23 protein-coding genes are annotated in these 22,895 nt (G+C 69.2%); 14 read left to right on the top strand and 9 right to left on the bottom strand.

The genetic code is table 11. The features are described 5' to 3' along the window. Window positions 1-143: 143 nt before the first annotated feature. Both rph and WA670_RS03175 read left to right on the top strand, forming a co-directional pair. Window positions 144-2,735 carry a rifamycin-inactivating phosphotransferase gene (gene rph / locus WA670_RS03180; RefSeq protein WP_336156880.1) on the top strand — a complete coding sequence of 864 codons (2,592 nt, stop codon included), beginning with the start codon at window positions 144-146 and terminating at the stop codon, window positions 2,733-2,735. Between the two features lie 103 nt (window positions 2,736-2,838). Next, entirely contained in the window at window positions 2,839-3,528 is a 690-nt protein-coding gene (locus WA670_RS03175; protein ID WP_336156879.1) for a CAP domain-containing protein, read from the top strand. Here WA670_RS03175 and WA670_RS03170 read toward each other — a convergent pair. After that, window positions 3,522-4,514, bottom strand: a complete 993-nt coding sequence (locus WA670_RS03170; protein WP_134727704.1) for a cation diffusion facilitator family transporter — start codon at window positions 4,512-4,514, stop codon at window positions 3,522-3,524. The genes WA670_RS03175 and WA670_RS03170 overlap by 7 nt on opposite strands. 208 nt (window positions 4,515-4,722) lie before the next feature. Beyond that, entirely contained in the window at window positions 4,723-7,014 is a 2,292-nt protein-coding gene (locus tag WA670_RS03165) for a (Fe-S)-binding protein (RefSeq protein ID WP_336156878.1), read from the bottom strand. Window positions 7,015-7,183: 169 nt separating this feature from the next. On the opposite strand from WA670_RS03165, the gene WA670_RS03160 reads away from it, so the two are divergent. Genes WA670_RS03160 through WA670_RS03150 form a run of 3 tightly spaced genes read left to right on the top strand, consistent with a single transcriptional unit; the run spans window position 7,184 to window position 8,551 of the window. After that, the gene (locus tag WA670_RS03160) at window positions 7,184-7,510 is read left to right on the top strand and encodes a DMT family transporter (protein WP_037808919.1); all 327 of its coding nucleotides are present in this window, start codon (window positions 7,184-7,186) and stop codon (window positions 7,508-7,510) included. After that, window positions 7,507-8,067 carry a TetR/AcrR family transcriptional regulator gene (locus tag WA670_RS03155; RefSeq protein WP_009085017.1) on the top strand — a complete coding sequence of 187 codons (561 nt, stop codon included), beginning with the start codon at window positions 7,507-7,509 and terminating at the stop codon, window positions 8,065-8,067. Before WA670_RS03160 ends, WA670_RS03155 begins: the two co-directional genes overlap by 4 nt. Before the next feature lie 43 nt (window positions 8,068-8,110). Beyond that, window positions 8,111-8,551, top strand: a complete 441-nt coding sequence (locus WA670_RS03150) for a GNAT family N-acetyltransferase (RefSeq protein WP_134664299.1) — start codon at window positions 8,111-8,113, stop codon at window positions 8,549-8,551. Here the strand turns inward: WA670_RS03150 and WA670_RS03145 are convergent. Together WA670_RS03145 and WA670_RS03140 are read right to left on the bottom strand one after the other, a co-directional pair. Continuing rightward, a complete protein-coding gene (locus WA670_RS03145; protein WP_205670006.1) occupies window positions 8,529-9,011 on the bottom strand; it encodes an NUDIX hydrolase in 483 nt (160 codons plus the stop codon). The genes WA670_RS03150 and WA670_RS03145 overlap by 23 nt on opposite strands. A gap of 23 nt (window positions 9,012-9,034) precedes the next feature. Continuing rightward, a complete protein-coding gene (locus tag WA670_RS03140) occupies window positions 9,035-9,574 on the bottom strand; it encodes a YbhB/YbcL family Raf kinase inhibitor-like protein (protein ID WP_336156877.1) in 540 nt (179 codons plus the stop codon). A gap of 162 nt (window positions 9,575-9,736) precedes the next feature. Here WA670_RS03140 and WA670_RS03135 point away from each other — a divergent pair, with 162 nt between their 5' ends. From WA670_RS03135 to WA670_RS03105, 7 genes are all read left to right on the top strand, one after another. Beyond that, window positions 9,737-10,513: a DUF4097 family beta strand repeat-containing protein gene (locus tag WA670_RS03135; protein ID WP_336156876.1), complete on the top strand. Its 777-nt coding sequence runs from the start codon at window positions 9,737-9,739 to the stop codon at window positions 10,511-10,513. A 19-nt stretch (window positions 10,514-10,532) separates the two neighbouring features. Continuing rightward, window positions 10,533-10,751 carry a hypothetical protein gene (locus tag WA670_RS03130; RefSeq protein ID WP_275293676.1) on the top strand — a complete coding sequence of 73 codons (219 nt, stop codon included), beginning with the start codon at window positions 10,533-10,535 and terminating at the stop codon, window positions 10,749-10,751. Beyond that, a complete protein-coding gene (locus tag WA670_RS03125; protein ID WP_336156875.1) occupies window positions 10,748-12,154 on the top strand; it encodes an alpha/beta hydrolase in 1,407 nt (468 codons plus the stop codon). The genes WA670_RS03130 and WA670_RS03125 overlap by 4 nt, the downstream gene beginning before the upstream one ends. Before the next feature lie 187 nt (window positions 12,155-12,341). Further along, entirely contained in the window at window positions 12,342-14,207 is a 1,866-nt protein-coding gene (gene dnaK / locus WA670_RS03120) for a molecular chaperone DnaK (RefSeq protein ID WP_037808908.1), read from the top strand. After that, the gene (grpE, locus tag WA670_RS03115; protein WP_037808905.1) at window positions 14,204-14,911 is read left to right on the top strand and encodes a nucleotide exchange factor GrpE; all 708 of its coding nucleotides are present in this window, start codon (window positions 14,204-14,206) and stop codon (window positions 14,909-14,911) included. The genes dnaK and grpE overlap by 4 nt, the downstream gene beginning before the upstream one ends. 33 nt (window positions 14,912-14,944) lie before the next feature. Beyond that, window positions 14,945-16,129: a molecular chaperone DnaJ gene (dnaJ, locus tag WA670_RS03110; protein WP_134664309.1), complete on the top strand. Its 1,185-nt coding sequence runs from the start codon at window positions 14,945-14,947 to the stop codon at window positions 16,127-16,129. 5 nt (window positions 16,130-16,134) lie between these two features. Continuing rightward, the gene (locus WA670_RS03105; RefSeq protein WP_037808901.1) at window positions 16,135-16,569 is read left to right on the top strand and encodes a heat shock protein transcriptional repressor HspR; all 435 of its coding nucleotides are present in this window, start codon (window positions 16,135-16,137) and stop codon (window positions 16,567-16,569) included. Between the two features lie 42 nt (window positions 16,570-16,611). Here the strand turns inward: WA670_RS03105 and WA670_RS03100 are convergent, their stop codons facing one another. After that, window positions 16,612-17,184 (bottom strand): TetR family transcriptional regulator, encoded by a 573-nt coding sequence (locus tag WA670_RS03100; RefSeq protein ID WP_134727698.1) that lies wholly within the window; start codon window positions 17,182-17,184, stop codon window positions 16,612-16,614. A gap of 100 nt (window positions 17,185-17,284) precedes the next feature. Between WA670_RS03100 and WA670_RS03095 the strand changes: the two genes are divergently transcribed. Continuing rightward, the gene (locus tag WA670_RS03095; RefSeq protein ID WP_336156874.1) at window positions 17,285-18,217 is read left to right on the top strand and encodes an SDR family oxidoreductase; all 933 of its coding nucleotides are present in this window, start codon (window positions 17,285-17,287) and stop codon (window positions 18,215-18,217) included. Here the strand turns inward: WA670_RS03095 and WA670_RS03090 are convergent. Continuing rightward, a complete protein-coding gene (locus WA670_RS03090) occupies window positions 18,214-18,873 on the bottom strand; it encodes a response regulator (protein WP_037808895.1) in 660 nt (219 codons plus the stop codon). The genes WA670_RS03095 and WA670_RS03090 overlap by 4 nt on opposite strands. Further along, window positions 18,866-19,909 carry a sensor histidine kinase gene (locus tag WA670_RS03085; RefSeq protein WP_336156873.1) on the bottom strand — a complete coding sequence of 348 codons (1,044 nt, stop codon included), beginning with the start codon at window positions 19,907-19,909 and terminating at the stop codon, window positions 18,866-18,868. The genes WA670_RS03090 and WA670_RS03085 overlap by 8 nt, the downstream gene beginning before the upstream one ends. Window positions 19,910-20,160: 251 nt before the next feature. Between WA670_RS03085 and WA670_RS03080 the strand changes: the two genes are divergently transcribed. Beyond that, complete coding sequence (locus tag WA670_RS03080) at window positions 20,161-20,859, top strand: hypothetical protein (protein ID WP_336156872.1); 699 nt, start codon at window positions 20,161-20,163, stop codon at window positions 20,857-20,859. Here WA670_RS03080 and WA670_RS03075 read toward each other — a convergent pair whose 3' ends face one another. Both WA670_RS03075 and WA670_RS03070 read right to left on the bottom strand, forming a co-directional pair. Beyond that, entirely contained in the window at window positions 20,860-21,552 is a 693-nt protein-coding gene (locus WA670_RS03075) for a dienelactone hydrolase family protein (protein WP_336156871.1), read from the bottom strand. It lies immediately after the preceding gene. Between the two features lie 4 nt (window positions 21,553-21,556). Further along, window positions 21,557-22,735 (bottom strand): globin domain-containing protein, encoded by a 1,179-nt coding sequence (locus tag WA670_RS03070; RefSeq protein WP_199817392.1) that lies wholly within the window; start codon window positions 22,733-22,735, stop codon window positions 21,557-21,559. Window positions 22,736-22,895: the final 160 nt, after the last annotated feature.

Genomic DNA, 22,895 nt, shown 5'->3' with positions numbered 1-22,895 from the left:
TCTCTCCCTGCCGTATTTAACTTATAACGCATCGGGGGGCTTGCCGCAAGACCCGGGTGGTACCGCAGAATCTCCAGCCGACCCGGCTTCCGCTCGACAGGCAGCGACAGCCGGGAACGACCACAGACGGGGGAAACGAACGAATGGGTAGCTACGTGCTCGGTCTCGGGCAGATCGACCGGGAGCAGGTCGCGATCGTCGGGGGCAAGGGCGCGCATCTGGGCGAACTCGCGCGGATCGACGGGGTCCGCGTGCCGCCCGGTTTTTGCGTGACGACCGAAGCGTTCGAGCGGATCATCGAGAACGCGCCGGAACTGGCCGGGCCGCTGGACCGGTTGGCGAACCTGAACCCGGACGACCGGGACGCGATCAGCGAGGGCAGCGCGGAGATCCGACAAGCGCTGGAAGCGATCGCGATCCCGGACGATCTGGCGAAGGAGATCACCGACGCGCTGGTGGACGGACGCGCCTACGCGGTCCGGTCGAGCGCGACCGCGGAGGACCTTCCGGGCGCGTCCTTCGCCGGGCAGCAGGACACCTACCTCAATGTCCTTGGCGCGGAGGCGGTCCTGCGGCACATCAGCCGGTGCTGGGCGTCGCTGTTCACCGAACGCGCGGTGACCTACCGGCTGCGCAACGGCTTTGACCACCGGAAAGTCCACATGGCCGTGGTCGTGCAGCAGATGGTGTTCCCGCAGGCGGCCGGGGTGCTCTTCACCGCCGACCCGGTGACGTCCAATCGGAAGACCGCCGTCGTGGAGGCCAGCTTCGGGCTCGGCGAGGCGCTGGTTTCCGGTCTGGTCAACGCCGACAACTACCAGGTGCGCGACGGCGCGATCGTCGACAAGGCGATCTCCGCCAAGCAACGCGCCATCCTGGCCGTCGAGGGCGGCGGCACCGAAGAGCAGGTGATCGACGCGGACCAGCAGGAACAGGCCGCGCTGACCGACGACCAGGTCCTGCGACTGGTGGAACTCGGCCGCACGATCGAGGCGCATTTCGGCCGCCCGCAGGACATCGAATGGTGCCTGGCCGACGACGAGTTCCAGATCGTGCAGAGCCGCCCGATCACCACGCTGTTCCCGCTCCCGGCGGCCGCCGACGAGGGAAACCACGTCTACCTTTCCGTCGGCCACCAGCAGATGATGACCGACGCGATGAAGCCGCTGGGCCTGTCGGTCTGGCAGTTGACGACCCCGCGTCCGATGGCCGAGGCGGGCGGGCGGCTGTTCGCGGACGCCACCGCGTTGCTGTCGGTGCCCAAGAGCCGCGCCAGTTTCCTCGCGGTGGTAGGGAAATCCGATCCGCTGATGGCGGACGCGCTGGAGACCGTCCTTTCCCGCGAGGGCTTCCTCCCGCTGTCCGACGACGACGGACCCGGCGAGCAGATCCCCGGCGCCGCACCGGCCACCATCGAAACCGATCCGGCCGTCGTCACCGAGCTGATCCAGCACAGCGAGGCCTCCATCGCCAAGCTGCAGCGAGAAATCGCTGCGAAGTCCGGCAGCGAACTGCTCGACTTCATTTTCGAGGACGTCGAGGAAATGCGCCGGATCCTCTTCGACCGGCGCAGCCACCAGGTGTTCACCGCGGCGATGCAGGCGACCTGGTGGCTGAATGACCACCTCCAAGAGTGGCTTGGCGAAAAGAATGTCGCCGACACGCTCACCCAGTCCGTCCCGCACAACGTCACCGCGGAGATGGGGCTGGCGCTCCTCGATGTCGCCGACGTGCTCCGCGCCCATCCCGAGGTCGTCGCGTTCCTTCAGGACGTCGAGGACAACGGCTTCCTGGACGAACTGCCGAAGCTGGCCGGCGGGGAGGAATCGCGCGCCGCGATCCAGGGGTACCTCGACAAGTACGGGATGCGCTGCGTCGGCGAGATCGACATTACCCGGCCGCGGTGGAGCGAACAGCCGGTCGCGCTGGTGCCGATGTTGTTGTCCAACATCAAAAACTTCGAGCCGGGGGCCGGGCAGCGCCGCTTCGAACAGGGCCGTCAGGAAGCGCTGGACAAGGCGCAGGAGGTCCTGGAACGGTTGCGTGCCTTGCCGGACGGCGCGGCGAAGGCCGAGGAAACCGAGCGGATGATCGAGCGCGTCCGCACGTTCACCGGGTACCGCGAGTATCCGAAGTACGGCATGATCAGCCGCTATTTCGTGTACAAGGAAGCTCTGCTGGGCGAGGCCGAGCGGCTGGTGCGGGCTGGTGTGCTCGACGAGCAGGAGGACCTCTTTTTCTTGCGCCTGCAGGAATTCCAGGAGGTCGTGCGGACGAGCGAGGTCGACCGCGAGCTGATCCAGCAGCGCAAGGAAGCGTTCCGGTCCTACGAATCGATGACGCCGCCCCGCGTGCTCACCTCGGATGGCGAGGCCGTTTCCGGCAGCTACCGCCGCGACGACTTGCCCGAAGGCGCGTTGGGCGGGCTGCCGGTGTCCGCCGGGACGATCGAGGGCCGCGCCCGCGTCATCCTGGATCTCGGCGACGCCGATCTCGAACCGGGCGACATCCTCGTCACGGCGTACACGGATCCGAGCTGGTCACCGCTGTTCGTGGCGATCACCGGCCTGGTGACCGAGGTCGGCGGCCAGATGACGCACGGCGCGGTGATCGCGCGGGAGTACGGCCTGCCCGCGGTCGTCGGCGTGCAGAACGCCACGAAGCTGATCAAGGACGGACAACGGATCCGCGTCAACGGGACGGACGGGTACGTCGAGGTTCTCGACGCTGGGTAGTGGGTCTCCCGCCGCTGCGCCATTTGGAGGTAACCATCGTAATCAGTTCGTGATAGTTTCCGCGGCTGTGTCCTCCATTAGTGTGCGCGTCCGGGTCGTAAGTGTGACTCTCAGTGTTCTCTTCGGGGGCCTCGGAGCAGCTGGCGGGACGTTCGCGCTGCGCTCCGGGCACCTCGACACACTGAGCGTCGCTGTCCCGGAAACGCGCGACGGCGGGTTGTCCTCGGGCGCGCTGAGACCGTTCGCGGTGTCGCCGGCGTCCTCCACGTCGGCGACCCCGAGCAGCACTGCGCCCGCGACTACGGCACCGCCGTCGACCTCGGCCACTCCCGCGCCGCCCCCGCCGCCGCCGTCGACTGAAGAGTCCAAAGAGGACACTCCGACGAGCAGCAGCGCGAAGCCGGCACCCAAGCCGCGCAGCGCGCCGACGCTGGCGGGCCAGGTCCTCGCACTGGTCAACGACGAGCGGGACAAGGCGGGCTGCGATCCGGTGGCCGAGGAATCCCATCTCGACCAGGCGGCGCAGGGACACAGCGACGACATGTCGCAGCGCGACTACTTCTCCCACGACACCCCGGAAGGCGAGAGCTTCGCCGACCGCATCACCGCCGCGGGATATCCCAAACCGGGGGCGGAGAACATCGCGAAGGGTGCGACCAGCGCGGACCAGGTGATGCGGATGTGGATGAACTCCAGCGGACACCGCAAGAACATCCTCAACTGCTCGCTGAAGAAGCTGGGCGTCGGCGTCACGACCGACGGCTGGTACTGGACGCAGGACTTCGGCTACTGATTCGGTCGCGGCGGCACGCCGTACCGGGCCAGCACCGTCGCGCGCAGCTTCGGATCAGTCCGCGGCACGGGTTCGATGAACACCTCGGCGACGTCCGGGAACCGCTCGCTCAGCTCGTCGGCCATCCGCACGCACGCGCGTTCCAGGTCGGCGGCGCCGAGAGCGTCGTCGAAGTCCACGCGGGCGCAGACCAGGACGTGGTCGGTGCCCATCAGCATGGTCTGCAGATCCACCAGCGCGTCGATTTCCGGCGCAGCTCCGAGGTGATCCCGGATGCCGCGGACCAGGCGCGGATCCGCCTGCCTGCCGACCAGCAGACCGCGGTTCGTGCTGCCGAGCAGGTACGCGACGCACGCGAGCAGCACGCCGATGAGGATCGACGCGATGCCGTCCCACACGTCCGAGCCGGTCAGTTGGTGCAACCCGATCCCGGCGAACGCGAGCAGCAGACCGACCAGCGCCGCCGAGTCCTCGAAGAGCACGGTCTTGGGTGCCGGGTCGTCGATCATCCGCAGGTAGGCGAAGAACGGCCGCTGCTCGGCTTTCGCGTCGCGTCGGACCTGGCGGACGGCCTGTGCCCACGACACCGATTCGAGCGCGAAAGCCAGCGCCAGCACGATGTAGCCGACGATCGGTTTCGTCTGCTCCGCGCCTTCTCCGAAAACGGTGGTGAATCCTTCGTACAGCGCGAAAACCGCACCGGAAGCGAAGATCGACACCGCGGCCAGCAGCGACCAGAAATACCGCTCCTTGCCGTACCCGAACGGATGGCGGCGATCAGCCGGTCGCTCGGACCGTTTCAACGCGGTGAGCAGCAGCACCTCGGTGATGGTGTCGGCGACCGAATGCGCGGCCTCGGACAGCATCGCGCCCGATCCGGTGATGATGCCCGCGACGAGCTTCAGCACCGCGATCGCCAGGTTCACCCCACCGGCCAGCACCACGGTAAGAGTGCTTTCGCCGCCGCCCTCCGATTCGTCGCTCACGCCGGAAAGACTAACGGCACCGCGGGGTACGCCGCCTGCTGCAAGCAGCCACGACGAGGGCGAGCGCGCCCACGACCAGTACCGACTGGTCGACCGTCGCGGCGAAGCCCGCTTTGACGGCGGGCAGCAACCCGACTCAGCAGTACGTCCCGGCAACGAAACGGCCCCTGACATCCGCGGATGCCAGGGGCCGTTTTCAGCGAGAACCTCAGTCGTCGCCCTCGGGCAACGGTGTTCCGGTCGGCTTCTCGTCGGTCGGGACGTCCGGCTTGGCGGACAGTTCCGCGTCCGATTCGTCCAGCGACGGCGCGCCCGAGGCGACCAGCGCCGGCTCCGGCTTGCGCTTCACCGCGGTGAGCAGCAGCTGCGCGACGTCCACGACCTCGACCTTTTCGCTCGCCATGCCGTCGCTCTGGCGCGAGGTGACGCCGTCGGTGAGCATCACGCGGCAGAACGGGCAGCCGGTGGCGATCTTCGACGGAGCGGTGCCGAGCGCCTCGTCCACGCGCTCGACGTTGATCCGCTTGCCGATCTTCTCTTCCATCCACATCCGCGCGCCGCCCGCGCCGCAGCACATCGAGCGGTCGCCGTGCCGCGGCATTTCGCGCAGCTGCGCACCGGACGCGCCGACGAGCTCGCGGGGAGCGTCGTAGACCTTGTTGTGCCGGCCCAGGTAGCAGGGGTCGTGGTAGGTGACGTCCTCGGCGACCGGCGCGACCGGCGTCAGGTGCTTCTCCCGCACCAGGCGGTTCAGCAACTGCGTGTGGTGCACGACGTCGAACTGGCCGCCCAGCTCCGGGTACTCGTTGGCGAGGGTGTTGAAGCAGTGCGCACAGGTGACGACCACCTTGCGCGCCTTGCGTTCCCGGCCTTCGAACACCGAGTTCAGCACCTCGACGTTCTGCTGCGCCAGCATCTGGAACAGGAACTCGTTGCCCGCGCGGCGAGCCGGGTCACCGGTGCAGGACTCCTCCGAGCCGAGCACGGTGTACTTGACGCCCGCGATGTGCAGCAGTTCCGCGACGGCCCGCGTGGTCTTCTTCGCGCGGTCCTCGAACGCACCGGCGCAGCCGACCCAGAACAGGTACTCCGCGTCGCCGAGGTCGCCGTCGAAGACCGGGACCTCGAAGTCGAGGTCTTCCGTCCACTGCAGGCGGTCCTTGGCGTTCTGGCCCCACGGGTTGCCCTTGTTCTCCAGGTTCTTGAACATGCCGTTCAGCTCCGTGGGGAACGACGACTCGATCATCACCTGGTAGCGGCGCATGTCCACGATGTGGTCGACGTGCTCGATGTCGACCGGGCACTGCTCGACGCAGGCACCGCAGGAAGTGCAGGACCACAGGACGTCCGGGTCGATGACGCCGCCGTCATCGCCGACGAGCGCCTTCTGCGACTCAGCGATCGCGAGGACGTCGATGCCCGCGTACATGTTGTCGCCGGACAGGCCGACCTCGTCGCCCGCCATGTCGCGCTTGCCGCCCGCGAGCAGGTACGGCGCCTTCGCGTAGGCGTGGTCGCGAAGCTGCGTGATGAGCAGCTTCGGCGACAGCGGCTTGCCGGTGTTCCACGCCGGGCACTGCGACTGGCAACGGCCGCATTCGGTGCAGGTGGAGAAGTCCAGCCAGCCCTTCCAGCTGAAGTCCTCGATCGCGCCGACGCCGAAGGTGTCCTCGTCCGGGTCCGCCTCTTCGAGGTCGAGCACCTTGCCCTTGCTCATCATCGGCTTGACCTTGCCGAGCGCGACGCCGCCGTCCGCCTCGCGCTTGAAGTAGATGTTGAAGAACGCGCTGAACCGGTGCCAGGCGATGCCCATGGTCATCGTGCGGGCCACGACGATCAGCCAGACCGTGGCGCTCATCAGCTTGATGAAGGCGAACACCGACACCAGCGCCGCGCTCGAGGGCAGCAGCTCGCTGAGCGGGTTCGAGACGAAGGCGGCCCAGGTCGGCGTCTCGTGGACGTGCATCGCGGCCTTGCCGGCGCGCACGCCGATGATGCCGATGCCCTCGACGATCACCACGGCCTCGACGAAGTAGGCCCACTTGAAGTTCGAGCCGGCGAAGCGCGACAGCCGGTCGGCCCGGCGCGGGTGGTTCAGCTGCCGGATGATCGCGAGCGCGACGCCGCCGACGACCGTGCCGACGCCGAGCAGCTCCATCAGGAGGCTCCACAGCGACCAGTCCTCGAGGATCGGCCAGCCCCAGGTCGGGACGAACACCTCGCCGTAGGCCTCGAAGAGCGCGAGCGACCCGATCAGGAAGCCCCACATGACCAGCCAGTGCCACGGGGCGACCTGGCGGAACTTCGCCATGCGGGTGTGCGCCGCGAACTCCTTGACCAGGGTCATCAAGCGCGCCATGAACGGGCCGTTGCGGGTGGCGTCCGGCTGGCCGAGCTTGATCACCCGCACGAAGCGGGCAATGGTCGCGATGAACATTCCCCAGGCGACGATGCCCAGGAGGACGGAAATCCCCCCGAGCGTCAGCTGTACAGCGCCCATCGTCGGGTGCCTTTCGTCCGGTGTGGTGGTGCCGCCGCGCGAGCGCGCCGGTGCCGAGCAGGGTAACGCTTCTTACTGATGGGTAACCGGTCCGACGGTCCCAAGTCCCACCGATGTGGTGCACGCCTCGCTAGCAAGTGGGACGATCGTTCAGGTACTTTATTGTGCTATGGGTGCTTACTTGTACCTCGCTTTGGCCATCGCCGCAGAAGTGACCGCCACGATTTCGCTCAAACTCTCCGAGGGCTTTTCCAAGGTGACGCCGTCGATCCTGGTGGTCGTCGGGTACGGGCTGGCGTTCTTCGCGCTGTCGCGGGTGCTGAAGCTCGGGCTGCCGATCGGGGTGGCCTACGCGATCTGGGCCGCGGCGGGCGTGGCGCTGGTCGCGCTGGTCGGCGTGCTGTTTTTGAAGGAGCCGATCAACCTCGCGGTGATCTCCGGGCTGGTGCTCGTGGTCGGCGGGGTGGTGCTCATCGAGGTCGGGAGCCAATCGTGAAAATCCAGACCGACGGCCGCAAGGCGCGCGGCGAGAAGCGCCGGACGGAGATCATCGAGGCGACCCTGCGAGTGATCGAACGCGACGGCGTCGCCGGGGTCACGCACCGCACGGTCGCCGCTGAAGCGGGCGTGCCGACGACGTCCACGACCTATCACTTCTCCTCGCTGGACGACCTGCTCGTAGCGACGCTCATCTCGTGCGCGCGCGACATGGCGACCGAGGTGTACTGGATGATCGACCGCGCCCGGTCGCGCGGCAGCCGCGGTGCCGAAGAGGTGGCTGGCCTGCTCGCCGAGGCGCTCGGGCCGCGGCGGGGTCGCACGATGGCGGAGTACGAGCTGTACCTGCTGGCTGCGCGCAAACCCGAGCTGCGCCCGGCGGCGCGGCGGTGGCTGGATGTGTTGACGTCGATGGTCCGGCATGACGACGAGGTCGCGTTCCGGGTCTTTCTCGCGGGTATCGACGGGCTGCTGATCCAGGGGCTGATCGACGACGAGCCGCCGTCCGCGGAGGAGCTGCGTCCGGTGGTGGATTACCTGCTCAAACCCGCTTGAATTCGGTGGAATTTCCGGGACGCGGTCGGCTAGCTTGCCGGGCATGAGGGTCGTGGGTGAATACGAGGTCGACGACCGGCGGGAGCGGCTCGACCTCGACGTGCTGTGGGAATTCCTTTCCACCGAGGCCTATTGGGGCCGATGGCGGACGCGAGAACAGGTGGAAGCGGCGATCGCCGGATCGTGGCGGGTCGTCGGGGCCTACTCGCGCGCGGACGGACGGCAGGTCGGCTTCGCGCGAGCCTTCTCCGACGGAGTGACCTCGGCGTATCTCGGCGACGTGTTCGTGGTCGAGTCCGCCCGCGGAAGCGGATTGGGCAAGGAACTCGTGCGCGAGATGATCGACCACGGGCCGGGAGCAGGCTTCCGCTGGATGCTGCACACCGCGGACGCGCACGGGTTGTACCGGCAGTTCGGGTTCGAGGAGCACACGAAGGGCCGGTTCCTCGAACGCGAGGGGGTCAACCGGGAGTCGCTCCGGTAGGTCCATTGTGGACGGAGAGGGCGGCGGCCACGACGTCCCGGATCAAGGTGTCGCCGGGTGCGCAGTTCACCAGCAGCCGGTCCAGGTCTTCCTTGCCGAACCACGCGCTGTGCGGGTGCTTGTCCCATTCCAGGACCGGGCGGGCCAGGTCGCCCTCGACTTCTATCAGGTAGAAATCGCCGACCTCTTCGCCGTCGTCGAGCGGCCAGCGGTGGCGGCCGAGGTTCCCGACCACGCGGCGCAGCCGCCAGCCGGTTTCCTCGAAGACCTCGCGGGCGAGCGCTCCCAGCGTCGTCTCGCCCGGTTCGAGGTGGCCGCTCACGACGTCCCACGTGCTCGGATACCGCGGCCGGTCCGGGCTCCGGAACTGCACGAACGCGCGTCCGTCGGCGCCGAGGACCACTCCGCCCGCGGTGTCGGGCAGAGGTTGCGGAAAGACCACGCCGTCCGCAACCTCCACCGTCGGCTCTTCCACGGACGAACTCAGCCCTTGTTCTCGTAAACCGGCACCAACGTGGCCCGCCCGAGCGTGTGCCCGAACATGTTGAACCCCAGGAACGCGGGCGTAGCGTCCTCCGGCACCTCCAACGTCTCCACGTCCAGCGCGTGCACCACGAAGAAGTACCGGTGCGGCCCGTGTCCGGGAGGCGGTGCGGCGCCCAGGTACTGCCGAACCCCGCCGTCACCCTTAAGCGTGACCGCCGAGGAGGGCAGCCCCGACCCTGCGGAGTCGCCCGCGCCAGCCTCCAGCGAGGTCACCGAAGCCGGGAGGTTGAACACGGCCCAGTGCCAGAACCCGCTGGCAGTCGGGGCGTCCGGGTCGTACACCGTCACCGCGAAGCTGCGGGTGCCTTCCGGGAAGCCTTCCCACGCCAGCTGCGGCGAGCGGTCCTCGCCGCCGGCGCCGAAGATGCCCGAGAGGTGCGGCTGGGCCAGGGTCTCGCCGTCGGCGATGTCCGTGCTGCGCAGCGTGAACGAGGGAACCGACGGCAGGTAGTCGTACGGATTGGGCGGCTGGGGCATGGGTTCCTCCTGATCAACGGGGCTCTCCGGCCGCCAGGTTAGGACCCTGGCCCTCCGGTCGCCGCCTCAGGGATGTTTCGGGGGGTTTACCGGATGTCCCCGGGGCCCCGCACCTTCTAACGTCTCTCCAGACAGCCGAGAGTGGTACTGAGGGGAACTGACATGGCACGCCCGCTTCTGGCAGTGGCCGGCATCGCGGTGATCGGCGTTGGGGTGGCGATCGGATTCGGCGGGTGGGGGTTCGGTTCCACGGTTTCGCGGGACGCGACGCTGACGCAGGAGATCCGCGGGGTGAAACTGGAGAACGGCTCCGGCGACGTGCGCATCCGCACGGCTCCCGGCGCGGCTCGCGTGCACCAGACCCTTCGCTACCACTTCAGCGGCGCGCCCGGCGACGCCTACCGCGTCGAGGGAGACCAGCTCGTCATCGTCGACTGCGGCCGCAACTGCACCGCCGACATGGAGCTGATCGTCCCGCCCGGCATTCCGGTCACGGGCAACTCCGATTCCGGCACGCTGGACTTCGCGGGCGTCGGCAGCGTCGACGTCACCGCCGATTCCGGGCAGGCGCGGATGCAGGACGTTCCGGGGCTGGTCAAGCTCCAGCTGGACAGCGGTTCGACGGAACTGCACAACGTCGGCGAGGTGCGGGTGCACAGCCAGTCCGGCCGGATCGAGGGCGACGGCCTGCGCGGGCCGGTCGACGTCTCGGCGGGCAGCGGGCGGATCGAGCTCACGCTGACCCAGCCCAACAACGTCAAGGCGCAGGCCGACTCCGGCCGCGTCGAGGTGTCCGTGCCGCGCACCGGGTCCTACCAGGTCACCGGCAACAGCGAGAGCGGCCACCGCAGCATCGACATTCCGCAGAACTCAGGTCCGGACGCGAAGACGCTCGAGCTGAACACGGACAGCGGCAGCGTCACCGTCAAGGCCGTCTGAAGGGGAGAACAGACACATCATGCGCAAACTCGAAACGCGGCTGCTCGCCGCGGTGCTGGCGGGCGCGGTGGGGGCGTTCGCGATCACCGCGGCGGTCGGCCACTCGCCTGAACCGCAGGCCACCACGCCGGTCGCGGTGGTGGAAATCCCGGTGCAGCAAGGGGTCGTCCGGAACGCGGAGGCAGTCGTGCTCCGTACCGCGGCCGACGACGGGACGGCGCGGGTGCGCCGGGCATGAACCTGGCCGCCGCCGTGCTGACCCTGCTTCCGCTGGTCAGCGCACCGACCCCGGCGTTGACCTGGACGCCGTGCGGGACCGAGCAGGAACCGACCGCGCAATGCAGCCAGGTCGAAGTGCCCATCGACCGCGCCCATCCGGAAACCGGCACGGCGCACCTCCCGCTCACCCGACTGCCCGCGGCGGACCAGCAGCACCGGATCGGATCGCTGCTGGTCAACCCTGGCGGGCCGGGCGGGTCCGGGGTCGGCTTCGTGCGCTTCGGCGGACTCGACCCCAAGGTCATCGGCTCGGCGCGGAAACCGTTGCGGGACCGCTTCGACATCATCGGCTTCGACCCGCGCGGCGTGTGGTTCAGCGATCCGAAGATCAGCTGTGACCCGGCGAAGCTGCACGACCCGAAGATCGGTCTCTTCCCGGCCACCGAGCAGCAGTACGACGCCTTCGTCGCGCACAACCGCGCGGCCGGCGAGGACTGTCTCGCCAAGACCGGCCCGATGCTCGGGCACGTCGACACCCAAAGCGCCGCGGAGGACATCGACGCGATCCGCGGCGCGCTCGGCGAGGAGAAGATCTCCTGGCTCGGCGTCTCGTACGGCACCGAACTGGGCGCGGTCTACGCGTCGAAGCATCCGGACCGGGTGCGCACGATGGTGCTCGACGGCGCGATCGACCATGCCCGGCCGATGCGGCAGGCGATGGTCGAGGAGGCCGTTGCCACCGAGGACGCCTTGCGGCGGTTCGCCGGGTGGTGCGACCGTTCGACGGACTGCGCGCTGCACGGAAAGAACGCGCTCGCCCGCTACGACGACCTCGTCACCCACGGCGCGTACGCGAAAGCGTTGGGCCGCAAGGCAACCGGCGAGGAACTGGCCTCCGGCGCGTACGGCTACCTCTATCTCCCCGCCGAGTGGCCCGAGCTGAGCCGCGCTCTGGCGGACCCGGACGCGAGCGCGCTCGCCCAGCACGCGTCGTTCGCGAGCGAGACCTACGGCGCGTACCGCTCGATCGGCTGCCAGGACTTCCCGTCGCCGTTCACCGGATTGGCGGACCTGCGCGCGACAGCCGGGGTGATCCGCGCGGTCGCCCCGCACAGCTGGCGCTACAGCGAGTACTGGGACCTCTCCGCGGGCTGCACCGGCTGGCCGCTTCCCGCGCTGAACCCGCCGCAGCCGCATCCGGTGCGCGGAGCCCCGCCGATCCTCGTCGTGGGCGGTGCGCACGACCCGGCGACGCCGTTGCCGTGGGCCCGCGGACTCGCCGCGAGCATCGACGGATCGGCGCTGCTCACGTACCTCGGCGACGGCCACACCGGGCTGCTCAACTCCGAGTGCGTGCGGCGGGCCGAGGCCAGGTACCTGGTGAGTGGCGTCACACCGCCGCGGGGCGAATTCTGCGGGTGAACCCGGGAACAAGACCGGAGGGTCCGCCGTTATCCTGATAGCAAGGTTGAGCGCGGTCGGCTCAAGTCTGGAAAACCGAGCCGTGCGCGAGACCTCGAGAACCTGCTAAGAAGGTACTCAAGAGTGCCTCGAAACCGCAGGTCACGAACATAGCAGCAACCCAGTCCAGAACACGAGAGGAAGCACCATGGCGCGAGCGGTCGGCATCGACCTCGGCACGACCAACTCGGTCGTCGCCGTCCTTGAGGGCGGCGAGCCGACGGTCATCGCCAACTCGGAAGGCTCCCGTACCACCCCGTCCATCGTCGCCTTCGCCAAGAACGGCGAAGTGCTCACCGGCCAGCCGGCGAAGAACCAGGCCGTCACGAACGTCGACCGCACGATCCGGTCCGTGAAGCGGCACATCGGCACCGACTGGAAGACCGAGATCGACGGCAAGGCCTACACGCCGCAGGAGATCAGCGCGCGCGTGCTGATGAAGCTCAAGCGCGACGCGGAGGCGTACCTGGGCGAGGAGATCACCGACGCGGTGATCACCGTCCCGGCGTACTTCGAGGACGCGCAGCGGCAGGCCACCAAGGAGGCCGGCCAGATCGCGGGCCTGAACGTGCTCCGGATCGTGAACGAGCCGACCGCGGCCGCGCTGGCCTACGGTCTGGACAAGGGCGAGAAGGAACAGACCATCCTGGTCTTCGACCTCGGCGGCGGCACGTTCGACGTGTCCCTGCTGGAGATCGGCGAGGGCGTCGTCGAGGTCCGCGCGACCTCCGGTGACAACCACCTCGGCGGCGACGACTGGGACGAGCGCATCGTCACCTGGCTGGTCGACAAGTTCAAGGCCGCCAACGGCATTGACCTGACCAAGGACAAGATGGCGCTGCAGCGCATCCGCGAGGCGGCCGAGAAGGCGAAGATCGAGCTGTCCAGCTCCAACTCCGCCAGCATCAACCTGCCCTACATCACGGTGGACGCGGACAAGAACCCGCTGTTCCTCGACGAGACGCTGTCGCGCGCCGAGTTCCAGAAGATCACCTCGGACCTGCTGGAGCGCACCCGGCAGCCGTTCAACAACGTCATCCGGGACGCGGGCATCGCGGTCGGCGACATCGACCACGTGGTCCTCGTCGGCGGTTCCACCCGCATGCCGGCGGTGTCCGAGCTGGTCAAGGAGCTGACCGGCGGCCGCGAGCCGAACAAGGGCGTGAACCCGGACGAGGTCGTCGCCGTGGGCGCCGCGCTGCAGGCGGGCGTGCTCAAGGGCGAGGTCAAGGACGTCCTGCTGCTCGACGTGACCCCGTTGTCGCTGGGCATCGAGACCAAGGGCGGCGTCTTCACCAAGCTGATCGAGCGCAACACCACGATCCCGACCAAGCGGTCCGAGATCTTCTCGACGGCGGACGACAACCAGCCGTCGGTGCAGATCCAGGTGTTCCAGGGCGAGCGCGAAATCGCCGCGGCGAACAAGAAGCTCGGCATGTTCGAGCTGACCGGTCTCCCGCCGGCCCCGCGCGGCGTGCCGCAGATCGAGGTCACCTTCGACATCGACGCCAACGGCATCGTGCACGTGACCGCGAAGGACCTCGGCACGAACAAGGAGCAGTCGATGACGATCACCGGCGGCTCCGCGCTGCCGAAGGACGACATCGAGCGCATGGTCAAGGACGCCGAGGCGCACGCCGAGGAAGACAAGAAGCGCCGCGAGGAAGCGGAGACCCGCAACCAGGCGGAGACGCTGGTCTACCAGACCGAGAAGTTTGTCAAGGACAACGACGACAAGCTGCCCGAGGACCTCAAGGGCAAGGTCAAGACCGCGATCGACGAGGCGAACGAGGCGCTCAAGGGCACCGACTCGGCCAAGATCCGCGAGTCCATCGAGAAGCTGAACACCGCTTCGCAGGAGATGGGCAGCGCGCTGTACGCGAACGCGGGCGCGGCCGGCGCCGAGGGCGCTCCGGGTGCTGAGGGCGCGGCCGGTGCCGCGGGCGACGCTCCGAAGTCGAAGGCGGACGACGTGGTCGACGCCGAGATCGTGGAAGAGGACGAGAAGAAGTGACCCCCCGCCACTCCGAGACCGAGGGCACTGGCCCCGAGGAACCGGTAGTCGTGCGGGATCGGCGACGGGTGGACCCGCAGACCGGCGAGGTCCGCCCGCCCGCCGCGGAGGAGACTCCGGCCGGTGAGGAGCCCGCGCAGCACGCGGGCCCCTCGCTGGGCGATTCCGTGGACGAAGCGGTTTCGGCCACCTCGGATGTCGAAAAGCAACTGTCCGAGCGCACTGCCGACCTGCAGCGTTTGCAGGCGGAGTACGCGAACTACCGCAAGCGGGTCGACCGCGACCGCGAGGCCGTGGTGCAGAGCGCCAAAGCGTCCGTGGTCGGCGATCTGCTGCCGCTGCTGGACGACCTCCAGCGTGCGGAGCAGCACGGCGACCTCACCGGCGCGTTCAAGGCGGTGGCCGACAAGCTGGTCTCCAGCCTGGAGCGGTCCGGCCTGGAAGCGTTCGGGGCCGAGGGCGAAGAGTTCGACCCGAGCATCCACGAGGCCGTGCAGCACACGACGTCCCCGGACGTGAAGGGCCCGACGGTCACCCTGGTGATGCGTCGCGGCTACCGCTTCGGCGAGCGGGTGCTGCGCGCGGCGCTGGTCGGCGTGACCGACCACGAGCCCGGCGAAGCCCCGGCGGGGCAGCCGGTCGATCCGCCGGTCGGCGGCGAACTGCCGCTCGACGGTTCGGTCGATGAGTCCGGCCAGCAGTAACAATCGGTTTGCAGCGAAAGGAGGAGACACCCGATGAGTGCTCGGGAGTGGATCGGCAAGGACTTCTACAAAGAGCTGGGTGTCTCCTCCGACGCGACCGCGGACGAGATCAAGAAGGCCTACCGCAAGCTGGCCAAGGAAAACCACCCGGACGCCAACGCGGGCAACACCGCGGCCGAGAACAAGTTCAAGGCCGTGTCCGAGGCGTACGGCGTGCTGTCCGACCCGGCCAAGCGCAAGGAGTATGACGAGGCGCGCACGCTCTTCGGATCCGGCGGCGCGGGCGGATTCGGCGGCTTCCCCGGTGGCGGCGGCGCCGGCGGGTTCGACATGAGCGACCTGTTCAACCAGGCGGGCGCGCAGGGTCAGCAGGGCGGTTTCGGCGGGCTCGGCGACATCCTGGGCGGCATTTTCGGCCGCGGCCGGGGCGGGGCCGCCGGTGCCACGGCGAACCGGCCGCAGCGCGGCGCGGACGTCGAGACCGACGTGCGGATCGATTTCCTCGAGTCGGTCAAGGGCGCGACGCTGCCGTTGCGGCTGTCGAGCCCGGCCACCTGTTCCACCTGCGGCGGCAACGGCGCGAAGCCGGGCACTTCGCCGCGGATCTGCCCGACCTGCAGCGGGTCCGGGCTGGTCAGCCGGAGCCAGGGCGCGTTCGCGTTCTCCGAGCCGTGCCAGGACTGCCGCGGCCGGGGCAAGATCATCGACGACCCGTGCCCGGAGTGCGGCGGCGAGGGCGTCAGCACCCGCACCCGCACGCTCACCGTGCGCATCCCGCCGGGCGTGAAGGACGACCAGCGGATCCGGCTGGCGGGCCAGGGCGAACCCGGCCGGGGCGGCGCGCAGGCGGGCGATCTGTACGTGCGCGTGCACGTGGCCCCGCACAAGCTGTTCGGGCGCAAGGACCTCAACCTCACGCTCACTGTGCCGGTGGACTTCACCGAACTCGCGCTGGGCACCACGGTCACGGTGCCGACGCTCGAAGGCAAGGTGTCGCTCAAGGTGCCCGCGGGTACCGCGAGCGGACGAGTGTTGCGAGTGCGCGGAAAGGGCATTCAGAAGCGGGACGGCGCGCAGGGCGACCTGCTGGTCACCCTGGAGGCGGCGGTCCCGGCGAAGCTCGACGACGCGGCGCGGTCGGCACTTGAGGCCTACGCCGAGGCGATGAAGGGCCACGATCCGCGGCCTGAGATCACCGAGTTGCTCGAAGGCAGGTGAGGGTGATGTTCGGCGGTAATCCGGGACTCCCGCACGGCGCGGACGAGGACACCCCGGTGTTCGTGATTTCGGTGGCGGCCCAGCTTTCCGGGCTGCACGCGCAGACGCTGCGCTCCTACGACCGGCACGGCCTGGTCTCGCCGGGCCGAACTGCGGGCGGCGGACGGCGTTACTCGCTGCGCGACATCGCCCTGCTGCGCGAGGTCCAGCGCCTCTCGCAGGAGGACGGGGTCAACCTGTCCGGGATCAAGCGCATCATCGAACTGGAGAACCAGGTCGACGCGCTGCAGTCCCGGGTGCACGAGCTGACCGAAGAACTCGCCGCCGCGTACGCGGCCGCCGAACAAGCCGCCGCCGCGGTGCACGCGTCCTATCGCAAGGATTTGGTGCCGCTGCGGCAAACCACCTCGCTGGTGGTCTGGAAACCCAAGCGCCGCTGAGCATTTCTTCACGGCCCTCCCGCCTGGTGCGGGAGGGCCGTTTTACTGTCCTGAGTGGACTTCCGCGAGCGTGTGCAGGTCAGCGAACGCCTCCGCCAGATAGTCGTCGAGACTCCGTGAGGGATCGCTGATCCACGCCTGCGTGGCGTGATGGAACGTCGCCCATCCGGCATGTGCCGCCAGCCGCGCCAGCCGGTCTTCGACTCCGCGCTGCCGCAAGGCTTCCGCGAGTGCTTCTGCGATGGTCGCCGCCTTGGCGAGATTGCGTTCGCGCAGCGTCGGCGTCGCGGCGATCAAATCGCGGCGCGGTTCGGCGAACGGCAGGTTGCGCTCCATGATCTGCCCGGCCTTCGTGAAGGCGCGCAGCAGGATTTCCAGCGGCGCAAGGCCTTCTGGGGCATTGGCGACCGACTGGGTGAGGTCCTCGCGCAGGTCGGCTTCGCCGTCGAAGAGGACCTCGCGTTTGTCTGGGAAGTGCCGGAAGAACGTGCGCTCGGTGACGCCTGCCCGGGCGGCGATCTCCGCGGTGGTCGTCTTGTCGAACCCGTTTTCCCGGTACAGCTCCAGCGCCGCCTGTTTGAGGCGGCTGCGCGCTTCTGCTCCGCTCCGTGGCACGCCCCGAGCCTACCCGGCTTTTACGGCAGTGACTGACGCCACATTGCGTCAGTCACTGTCGCTACGCGTAGAGTCAGTGACTGACACTAAGGAGTCTTTCATGCATGTCTTCGTTACGGGCGGCTCGGGCCAGACCGGTCCCGCCGTCGTCGCCGAGCTGGTCCGGGCCGGACACTCGGTCACCGGGCTGGCTCGTTCGGACGCCTCCGCCGCGCGGCTGGAATCGCTCGGCGCGACACCGCACCGGGGGTCGCTCGACGACCTCGACAGCCTGCGCCGCGGTGCCGAAGCCGCCGACGGCGTGCTGCACATGGCCCAGGGCGGCAGCTACGCCGATCCCGACGACCTCATCCGCCGCGACTGCGAGGCGATCGACGCGCTGGGCCAGGCCCTGGTCGGCACCGGCAAACCGTTCGTCAGCACGTCGGGCACGCTGGTGCTGAAGGCCGACCAGATCAGCACCGAACTCGACCCGGCCGATCCGAACTCGGTCGCCTACTTCCGCATCCCCGGCGAGCAAACGTGTCTCGGATTCGCCGACCGTGGCGTCCGGGCCAGCGTGGTGCGGCTCGCGCCGACCGTGCACGGACCGCGCGACCACGGCTTCATCCCAGCACTCATCGCGGGCGCGCGTCGAGCAGGCGTTTCGGCGTATATCGGCGATGGCACGAACCGCTGGCCCGCCGTCCATCGCGAGGACGCGGCGGTGCTTTTCCGGCTGGCACTGGAGAAAGCACCTGCCGGGAGCATGTTGCACGGGGTCGGGGAAACCGTCGAGATCAAGAGCGTCGCGGAGAAGATCGCGCAGTTGCTGGACATCCCGCCGACGTCCTTGACTCTCGAAGAAGCCGCCGAACACCTCGGCAACCCGTTCCTGGCAAGGTTCTTCTCGCTCGACGTGCCCGCCTCCAGCGCGCACACCCAGGAGTTGCTGGGCTGGACGCCGAACCACGCGACGTTGCTGGAAGACCTGGAGACCGGCGACTACTTCACCCCGGAGGCCAGCGACCGCGCCGAGGCGGTGTGGCGCTAGTTCCGGGCACGCACCAATCCGGATTCGTACGCCACGATCACCAGTTGCGCGCGGTCCCGGGCGTCGAGTTTCGCCAGCAGCCGTCCGACGTAGGTCTTCACCGTCGCCATCGACAGCTGCATCCGCTCGGTAATCTCCACATTGGACAGTCCGCTCGCCACCAGCGTGAGCACCTCGCGTTCCCGCGGGGCCAAGGCAGCGACGTCCGCGCGCGGCGGGGCGTCCGGGATCCGCGCGAACTGCGCCACCAGCCGCCGGGTGATGGACGGGCCGAGCAACGCGTCCCCGGCGGCCACCACGCGCACCGCTGCGCACAAGTCGGCCGGACGGGTGTCCTTGAGCAGGAAGCCGGTCGCTCCGGCGCGCAGTGCGGCGAAGACGTGCTCGTCCAGGTCGAACATGGTCAACACCAGCACCCGCACGTCCGGCGCGCGCTCGCCGATCAGCCGGGTCGCTTCGATGCCGTCCATCACCGGCATCCGGACGTCCATCAGCACCACGTCCGGCTCTTCCGTCACCGCCAGCTCGACGGCCTCGGCCCCGGTCGCGGCTTCGCCGATCACGGTGAAGTCCGGCTCGCTGTCGAGCAGCAGCCGGAAACTTCCGCGCAGCAAGGCTTGGTCGTCCGCGACGACGACCCGGATTTGGTCACTCATCGGCGCACCGCAGCGTGGCGGCGACGCGGAACCCGCCGTCCGGGCCGGGGCCGGCGACCAGTTCGCCGCCGTAGAGGGTGACGCGTTCGCGCATGCCGGTCAGTCCGTGCCCGAGCCGCAGCTCGCCGATCGGGGCCGTGCCGTCGTCGGTGACCTGGATCCGGATCTCTTCCGCGGCGACCGCCACGACCACCCGGCACCGGGCCGGCGCGGCATGTTTCACGACGTTCGTCACCGCTTCCTGCACGATCCGGTACGCGGCCAGCGCGATCGGTTCCGGCACCTGCGCGGTACCGAGCACGGACAACTCGACGTCGACCCCGGCTTGCCGCGCGCGTTCGGCGAGCTGCGGCAACGCGGCGAGCGGATCGGCCGGGGTTTCGTCGGTCTCGTCGCGCAGCACCTGCAGCAACCGCCGCATCTCGCCGAGCGCCGCGCGGCTGGTCTCCTCGATCACTCGCAACGCGTCGCGCGCTTCTTCCGGGCGGCTGTCCGCGACGTGGTTGGCGACCCCGGCCTTCACCGCGATCAAGCCCATCCCGTGGGTGACGACGTCGTGCAGTTCGCGTGCGATCCGGACGCGTTCGTCGACCAGGATCCGGTGTTCGCGTTGCCGTTCCTGCCGCGCCGTTTGCGCGCGCCGGGACCGCACCGCTTCGGCGAGCCCCCAGGTGAGCAACGCCAGCGGGACCCCGAACGCGTACCACCACTGCCCCACGACCGCGGTAGCCGCCGACATCGCCGCGACCCCGCCTGCGGCTGGCAAAGCCCGCGGCGGACGCACGAGGTACAGCACGGCGGCCGCACCGACGAACGGATCCCACAGCAGCTCGAAAGCCCCGGCAGCCGCGGAAACGACCACGGCGACGATCAACAGCGGAACCGGTGCCCGCCGCCGCAAGAGGACCGCGGCCGCGATGAGCGTCGCGATCACCGCGGATACGGGCAGCCGCCAGGGCTCCTCGCCGATCAGCAGGTTTCCGGCAAGCCCCACGTCCACGACGAGCAGGCCGGCCGCCAGCGCGACGTCGCTCACTCGCAGAGGGGACATAGTGTGCCGATCGTTGCTGATCCGGCCGCCGCCACGGCCGAATGACTTGGCTGCAAAGGTTACGTGCCGCTTCAGGGTTGGCCTGCTTTCGGTCGGATGGGCAACCCCACGTTAGCCAGTGCGGCGGGCGCGCACATCGTGCTGTGGTGGGTCATCCCCTGGGCTGGTTCCGCGGCGGGGAACTGCCCGCCCCGGACCGATGTGCGCGGGGCGCCCGGCCGGGCACGGTGAGCGGCATGTCGACCTTTCCCGGCCCTCGCCTCGGCGGAGCGGCGCTCGTCCTCGGCCCGGTGCTCGTGCTCGCCGGCGTGCTGCTGCGCCTGCCGTATCCCTTCTTCTTCCCGCACCAGCTGGCCGCTTCGGTGCAGCATCCGGCCCAGATGACCGCGGCTGCAACCTGTTTCGTGGCCGGTCAGGTGGTTCTGCTCTTCGCAGTGTCCACAGTGGTCCGTCAGATCGCGATGCAGAAGCCGCGCTGGGCGGCGTGGTCCGGCGCTCTGGTGCTGGTCGGCCTGGCGGAGCGGGTCTTCCATGCCGGATTCGACCAGGCCGCAACGGATCTCGCGCGGCATCGCGGAGCGGACTACGCGACCGCGTTCGTCGCGGACGCCTACGGCGACCTGCACCTGTTCAGCTTCTTGTCGTTCACGATCATGTTCGGCTGGCCGCTGCTGGCTTTCGCCGCCTATCGCGCCGGAGTGCTCGGACGGGTGCGCGCAGCAGCACTCGCCGCGGCGATGCTCATGCCGCTCGGTGTTCTCAAAGGAACGACACCGTGGTCGATCGTCGCCGCGGCCGGACTGTGCGTGGCGCTGGTGCCTTCCGGCGTCCAGTTGCTGAAACAAGCCGAACGCCCGGACCGACGCACGTTCGGTCTCGCCTGCCTCGGCGCGGTCGCGGTCGGCGCGCTCGGCTACGTGAGCACGCTCGGCTGACTACTTCAGGTGCTCGCCGAAGAACGCCATCACGCGTCGCCAGGCGTCGGAATCCGAGGGCTCGTGGTAGCCCATCCCGGCGATCCGGGCGACCGCGGCCAGCGGCGCGGGCCGGTAGTGGTTCGCGAAACCGTGCCCGGCGTCGGGATATTCCTTGACGTCGTGCGGGATCCCGCGTTCGGTGAGCGCGGCGTCGAGCTTGGCCGCGGCACCGCGCAGCGAGAGGTCCTTGCCGCCGAAGCTGCCGACGATCGGACAGGCTCCGTCCAAAATGGACAGATCCTTCGGCAGTGCCCCATAGTACGGGGCGGAAGCGTTGAAATCCCGCGAGGCAGCCACCAACGCGAACCCGCCGCCCATGCAGAACCCGACGACGCCGACCTTGCCGGTCGCGTCGTCCCGTCCGGCGACGAGCACCCGCGCCGCCTCGATGTCCGCGAACGCCCGGCCCTCGCGGGCGAGCATCTCCTGGAAAGTCCGCTTGACGCACCGGATCATGCCGCCGCGCGAGTACAGATCGGGGCTCAGCGCGAGATATCCCGCGGCGGCGTACCGGTCGGTGATCTCGCGCGCGTCCTGGTTGAGCCCGAAAATATCGTGGATCAGCACGACCGCCGGGAACGGGCCGTCGCCGGACGGCACCGCCAGATAGCCGTCGATTTCCCCGTCCGCCACCGGAATCCGGATGTCCATCGCCTCAGTCCGCCGTGAACGGGTCGTATTGGATCTGGTCCAGCGCGCTGCCCGCGACCAGCATCCGCGACACCGTCGCGCGGATCATCGCCGGCGAACCGGACACCAGGATGTCGTGGTCCGGCCACGCGCCGTACCGCGTGACCGCCTCGGCAAGCGTGCCGTGTTCGCATCCGGGCAGATGGTCGCCGCGTTCGACGACCGGGGTGATGGTGAGCCACGGGTTGGTCGCGGCGAGCGCGCGCAGTTCTTCCAGGTCGTAGAGGTCTTCGCGGGTCGGGCCGCCGTAGAACAGCCGGGTTTTCGGGTTCTCGCCCCACAGCGCGAGATGGTCGAGGATCGCGCGCAGCGGCGCGACGCCGGTGCCGCCCGCGACCATCAGCACCCCGCGCGACTGTTCGCGGTTGACGGTCATCCGGCCCAACGGTGGACCGAGCCGCCAGACGTCGCCCGCCTGCGTGTGGCTCACAATCGCCCGTGACACCCAGCCGCCGTCGACCGCGCGCACGTGGAATTCGATGCCGCCGTCCTCGCGCGGCGCGTTCGCGGGCGACAGATACCGCCACAACCGCGGCCGCTGCGGCACCTCGACGCTCATGTACTGGCCGGGCGAATACGGCACCGGCTGGTCCGGGATCACCCGCACCAGCGCGAGATCCCAGGTGAGCCGCCGGTGCTCGACCACGGTCGCCGACCACGACGCCGGGTTCTCGTCCGCCGCCGCGGCCTCCTGCATCGCGCGCGCGACGATGGTGAACGCCTCCGCCCACGCGCGCTCGACCTCCGGCGTCCAGTCCGGGCCGAGGTGGTTTTTCAACGCGGCCAGCAGCGCGGTCCCGACGGCCTCGTAATGCTTGGGCGCGACGCCGAACTTGCGGTGGTCGCGGCCGAGCTGGCGCAGGAACGGCAGCAGGTCGTCCGGCCGGTCCACCATCTGCACGACGCGGGCCAGCGCGCGGATGATGCGCCCGCCCTGCACTTCCATGTTGATCGGGAAGAAATCGCGCGTGGCGGGCGCGAGGGTGAACAGCATCCCGTAGAAGAACTGCGAGATCTCCGGCGCGTACGGCTCCGATTTGGCCCAGGTGTCGCGGATGAGCTGCACCATCGCGACGACGGCGGCGGGCGCCTGCCGGGGCGCGGCTGAGGTCCGCGGGAGCGGGCTGATCGAATCGGCTGTCATCGGGCTGTCGTCGTTCATGGGTCGGGACCGGAGGCCGGGGGGTTGGGAGGGAAGGGTCACGAGAGCAGGGCGGCCGAGGTTGTCGGATTCGGCTCGCGCCGCCGCGCGGGGGAATTCGCCACTCCTGCTCCTCGTTGTCCACGACGTGCTCGCCGCGTCG

This window comes from Amycolatopsis sp. VC5-11 (genome assembly GCF_037034185.1).
Taxonomy (GTDB): Bacteria; Actinomycetota; Actinomycetes; order Mycobacteriales; family Pseudonocardiaceae; genus Amycolatopsis; species Amycolatopsis nivea.
This window is presented reverse-complemented; position numbering and strand designations above follow the sequence as displayed.

Excerpts from the sequence above, each read along its gene's own strand:
- WA670_RS03140 (WP_336156877.1), bottom strand. The coding sequence starts at position 9,574 with ATGCCCCAGCCGCCCAATCCGTACGACTACCTGCCGTCGGTTCCCTCG.
- dnaK (WP_037808908.1), top strand. The coding sequence starts at position 12,342 with ATGGCGCGAGCGGTCGGCATCGACCTCGGCACGACCAACTCGGTCGTC.
- WA670_RS03090 (WP_037808895.1), bottom strand. The coding sequence starts at position 18,873 with ATGAGTGACCAAATCCGGGTCGTCGTCGCGGACGACCAAGCCTTGCTG.
- WA670_RS03150 (WP_134664299.1), top strand. The coding sequence starts at position 8,111 with ATGAGGGTCGTGGGTGAATACGAGGTCGACGACCGGCGGGAGCGGCTC.
- WA670_RS03080 (WP_336156872.1), top strand. The coding sequence starts at position 20,161 with ATGTCGACCTTTCCCGGCCCTCGCCTCGGCGGAGCGGCGCTCGTCCTC.
- WA670_RS03160 (WP_037808919.1), top strand. The coding sequence starts at position 7,184 with ATGGGTGCTTACTTGTACCTCGCTTTGGCCATCGCCGCAGAAGTGACC.
- WA670_RS03105 (WP_037808901.1), top strand. The coding sequence starts at position 16,135 with ATGTTCGGCGGTAATCCGGGACTCCCGCACGGCGCGGACGAGGACACC.
- WA670_RS03125 (WP_336156875.1), top strand. The coding sequence starts at position 10,748 with ATGAACCTGGCCGCCGCCGTGCTGACCCTGCTTCCGCTGGTCAGCGCA.
- rph (WP_336156880.1), top strand. The coding sequence starts at position 144 with ATGGGTAGCTACGTGCTCGGTCTCGGGCAGATCGACCGGGAGCAGGTC.
- dnaJ (WP_134664309.1), top strand. The coding sequence starts at position 14,945 with ATGAGTGCTCGGGAGTGGATCGGCAAGGACTTCTACAAAGAGCTGGGT.
- WA670_RS03075 (WP_336156871.1), bottom strand. The coding sequence starts at position 21,552 with ATGGACATCCGGATTCCGGTGGCGGACGGGGAAATCGACGGCTATCTG.
- WA670_RS03070 (WP_199817392.1), bottom strand. The coding sequence starts at position 22,735 with ATGACAGCCGATTCGATCAGCCCGCTCCCGCGGACCTCAGCCGCGCCC.
- WA670_RS03095 (WP_336156874.1), top strand. The coding sequence starts at position 17,285 with ATGCATGTCTTCGTTACGGGCGGCTCGGGCCAGACCGGTCCCGCCGTC.
- WA670_RS03130 (WP_275293676.1), top strand. The coding sequence starts at position 10,533 with ATGCGCAAACTCGAAACGCGGCTGCTCGCCGCGGTGCTGGCGGGCGCG.
- WA670_RS03165 (WP_336156878.1), bottom strand. The coding sequence starts at position 7,014 with ATGGGCGCTGTACAGCTGACGCTCGGGGGGATTTCCGTCCTCCTGGGC.
- WA670_RS03135 (WP_336156876.1), top strand. The coding sequence starts at position 9,737 with ATGGCACGCCCGCTTCTGGCAGTGGCCGGCATCGCGGTGATCGGCGTT.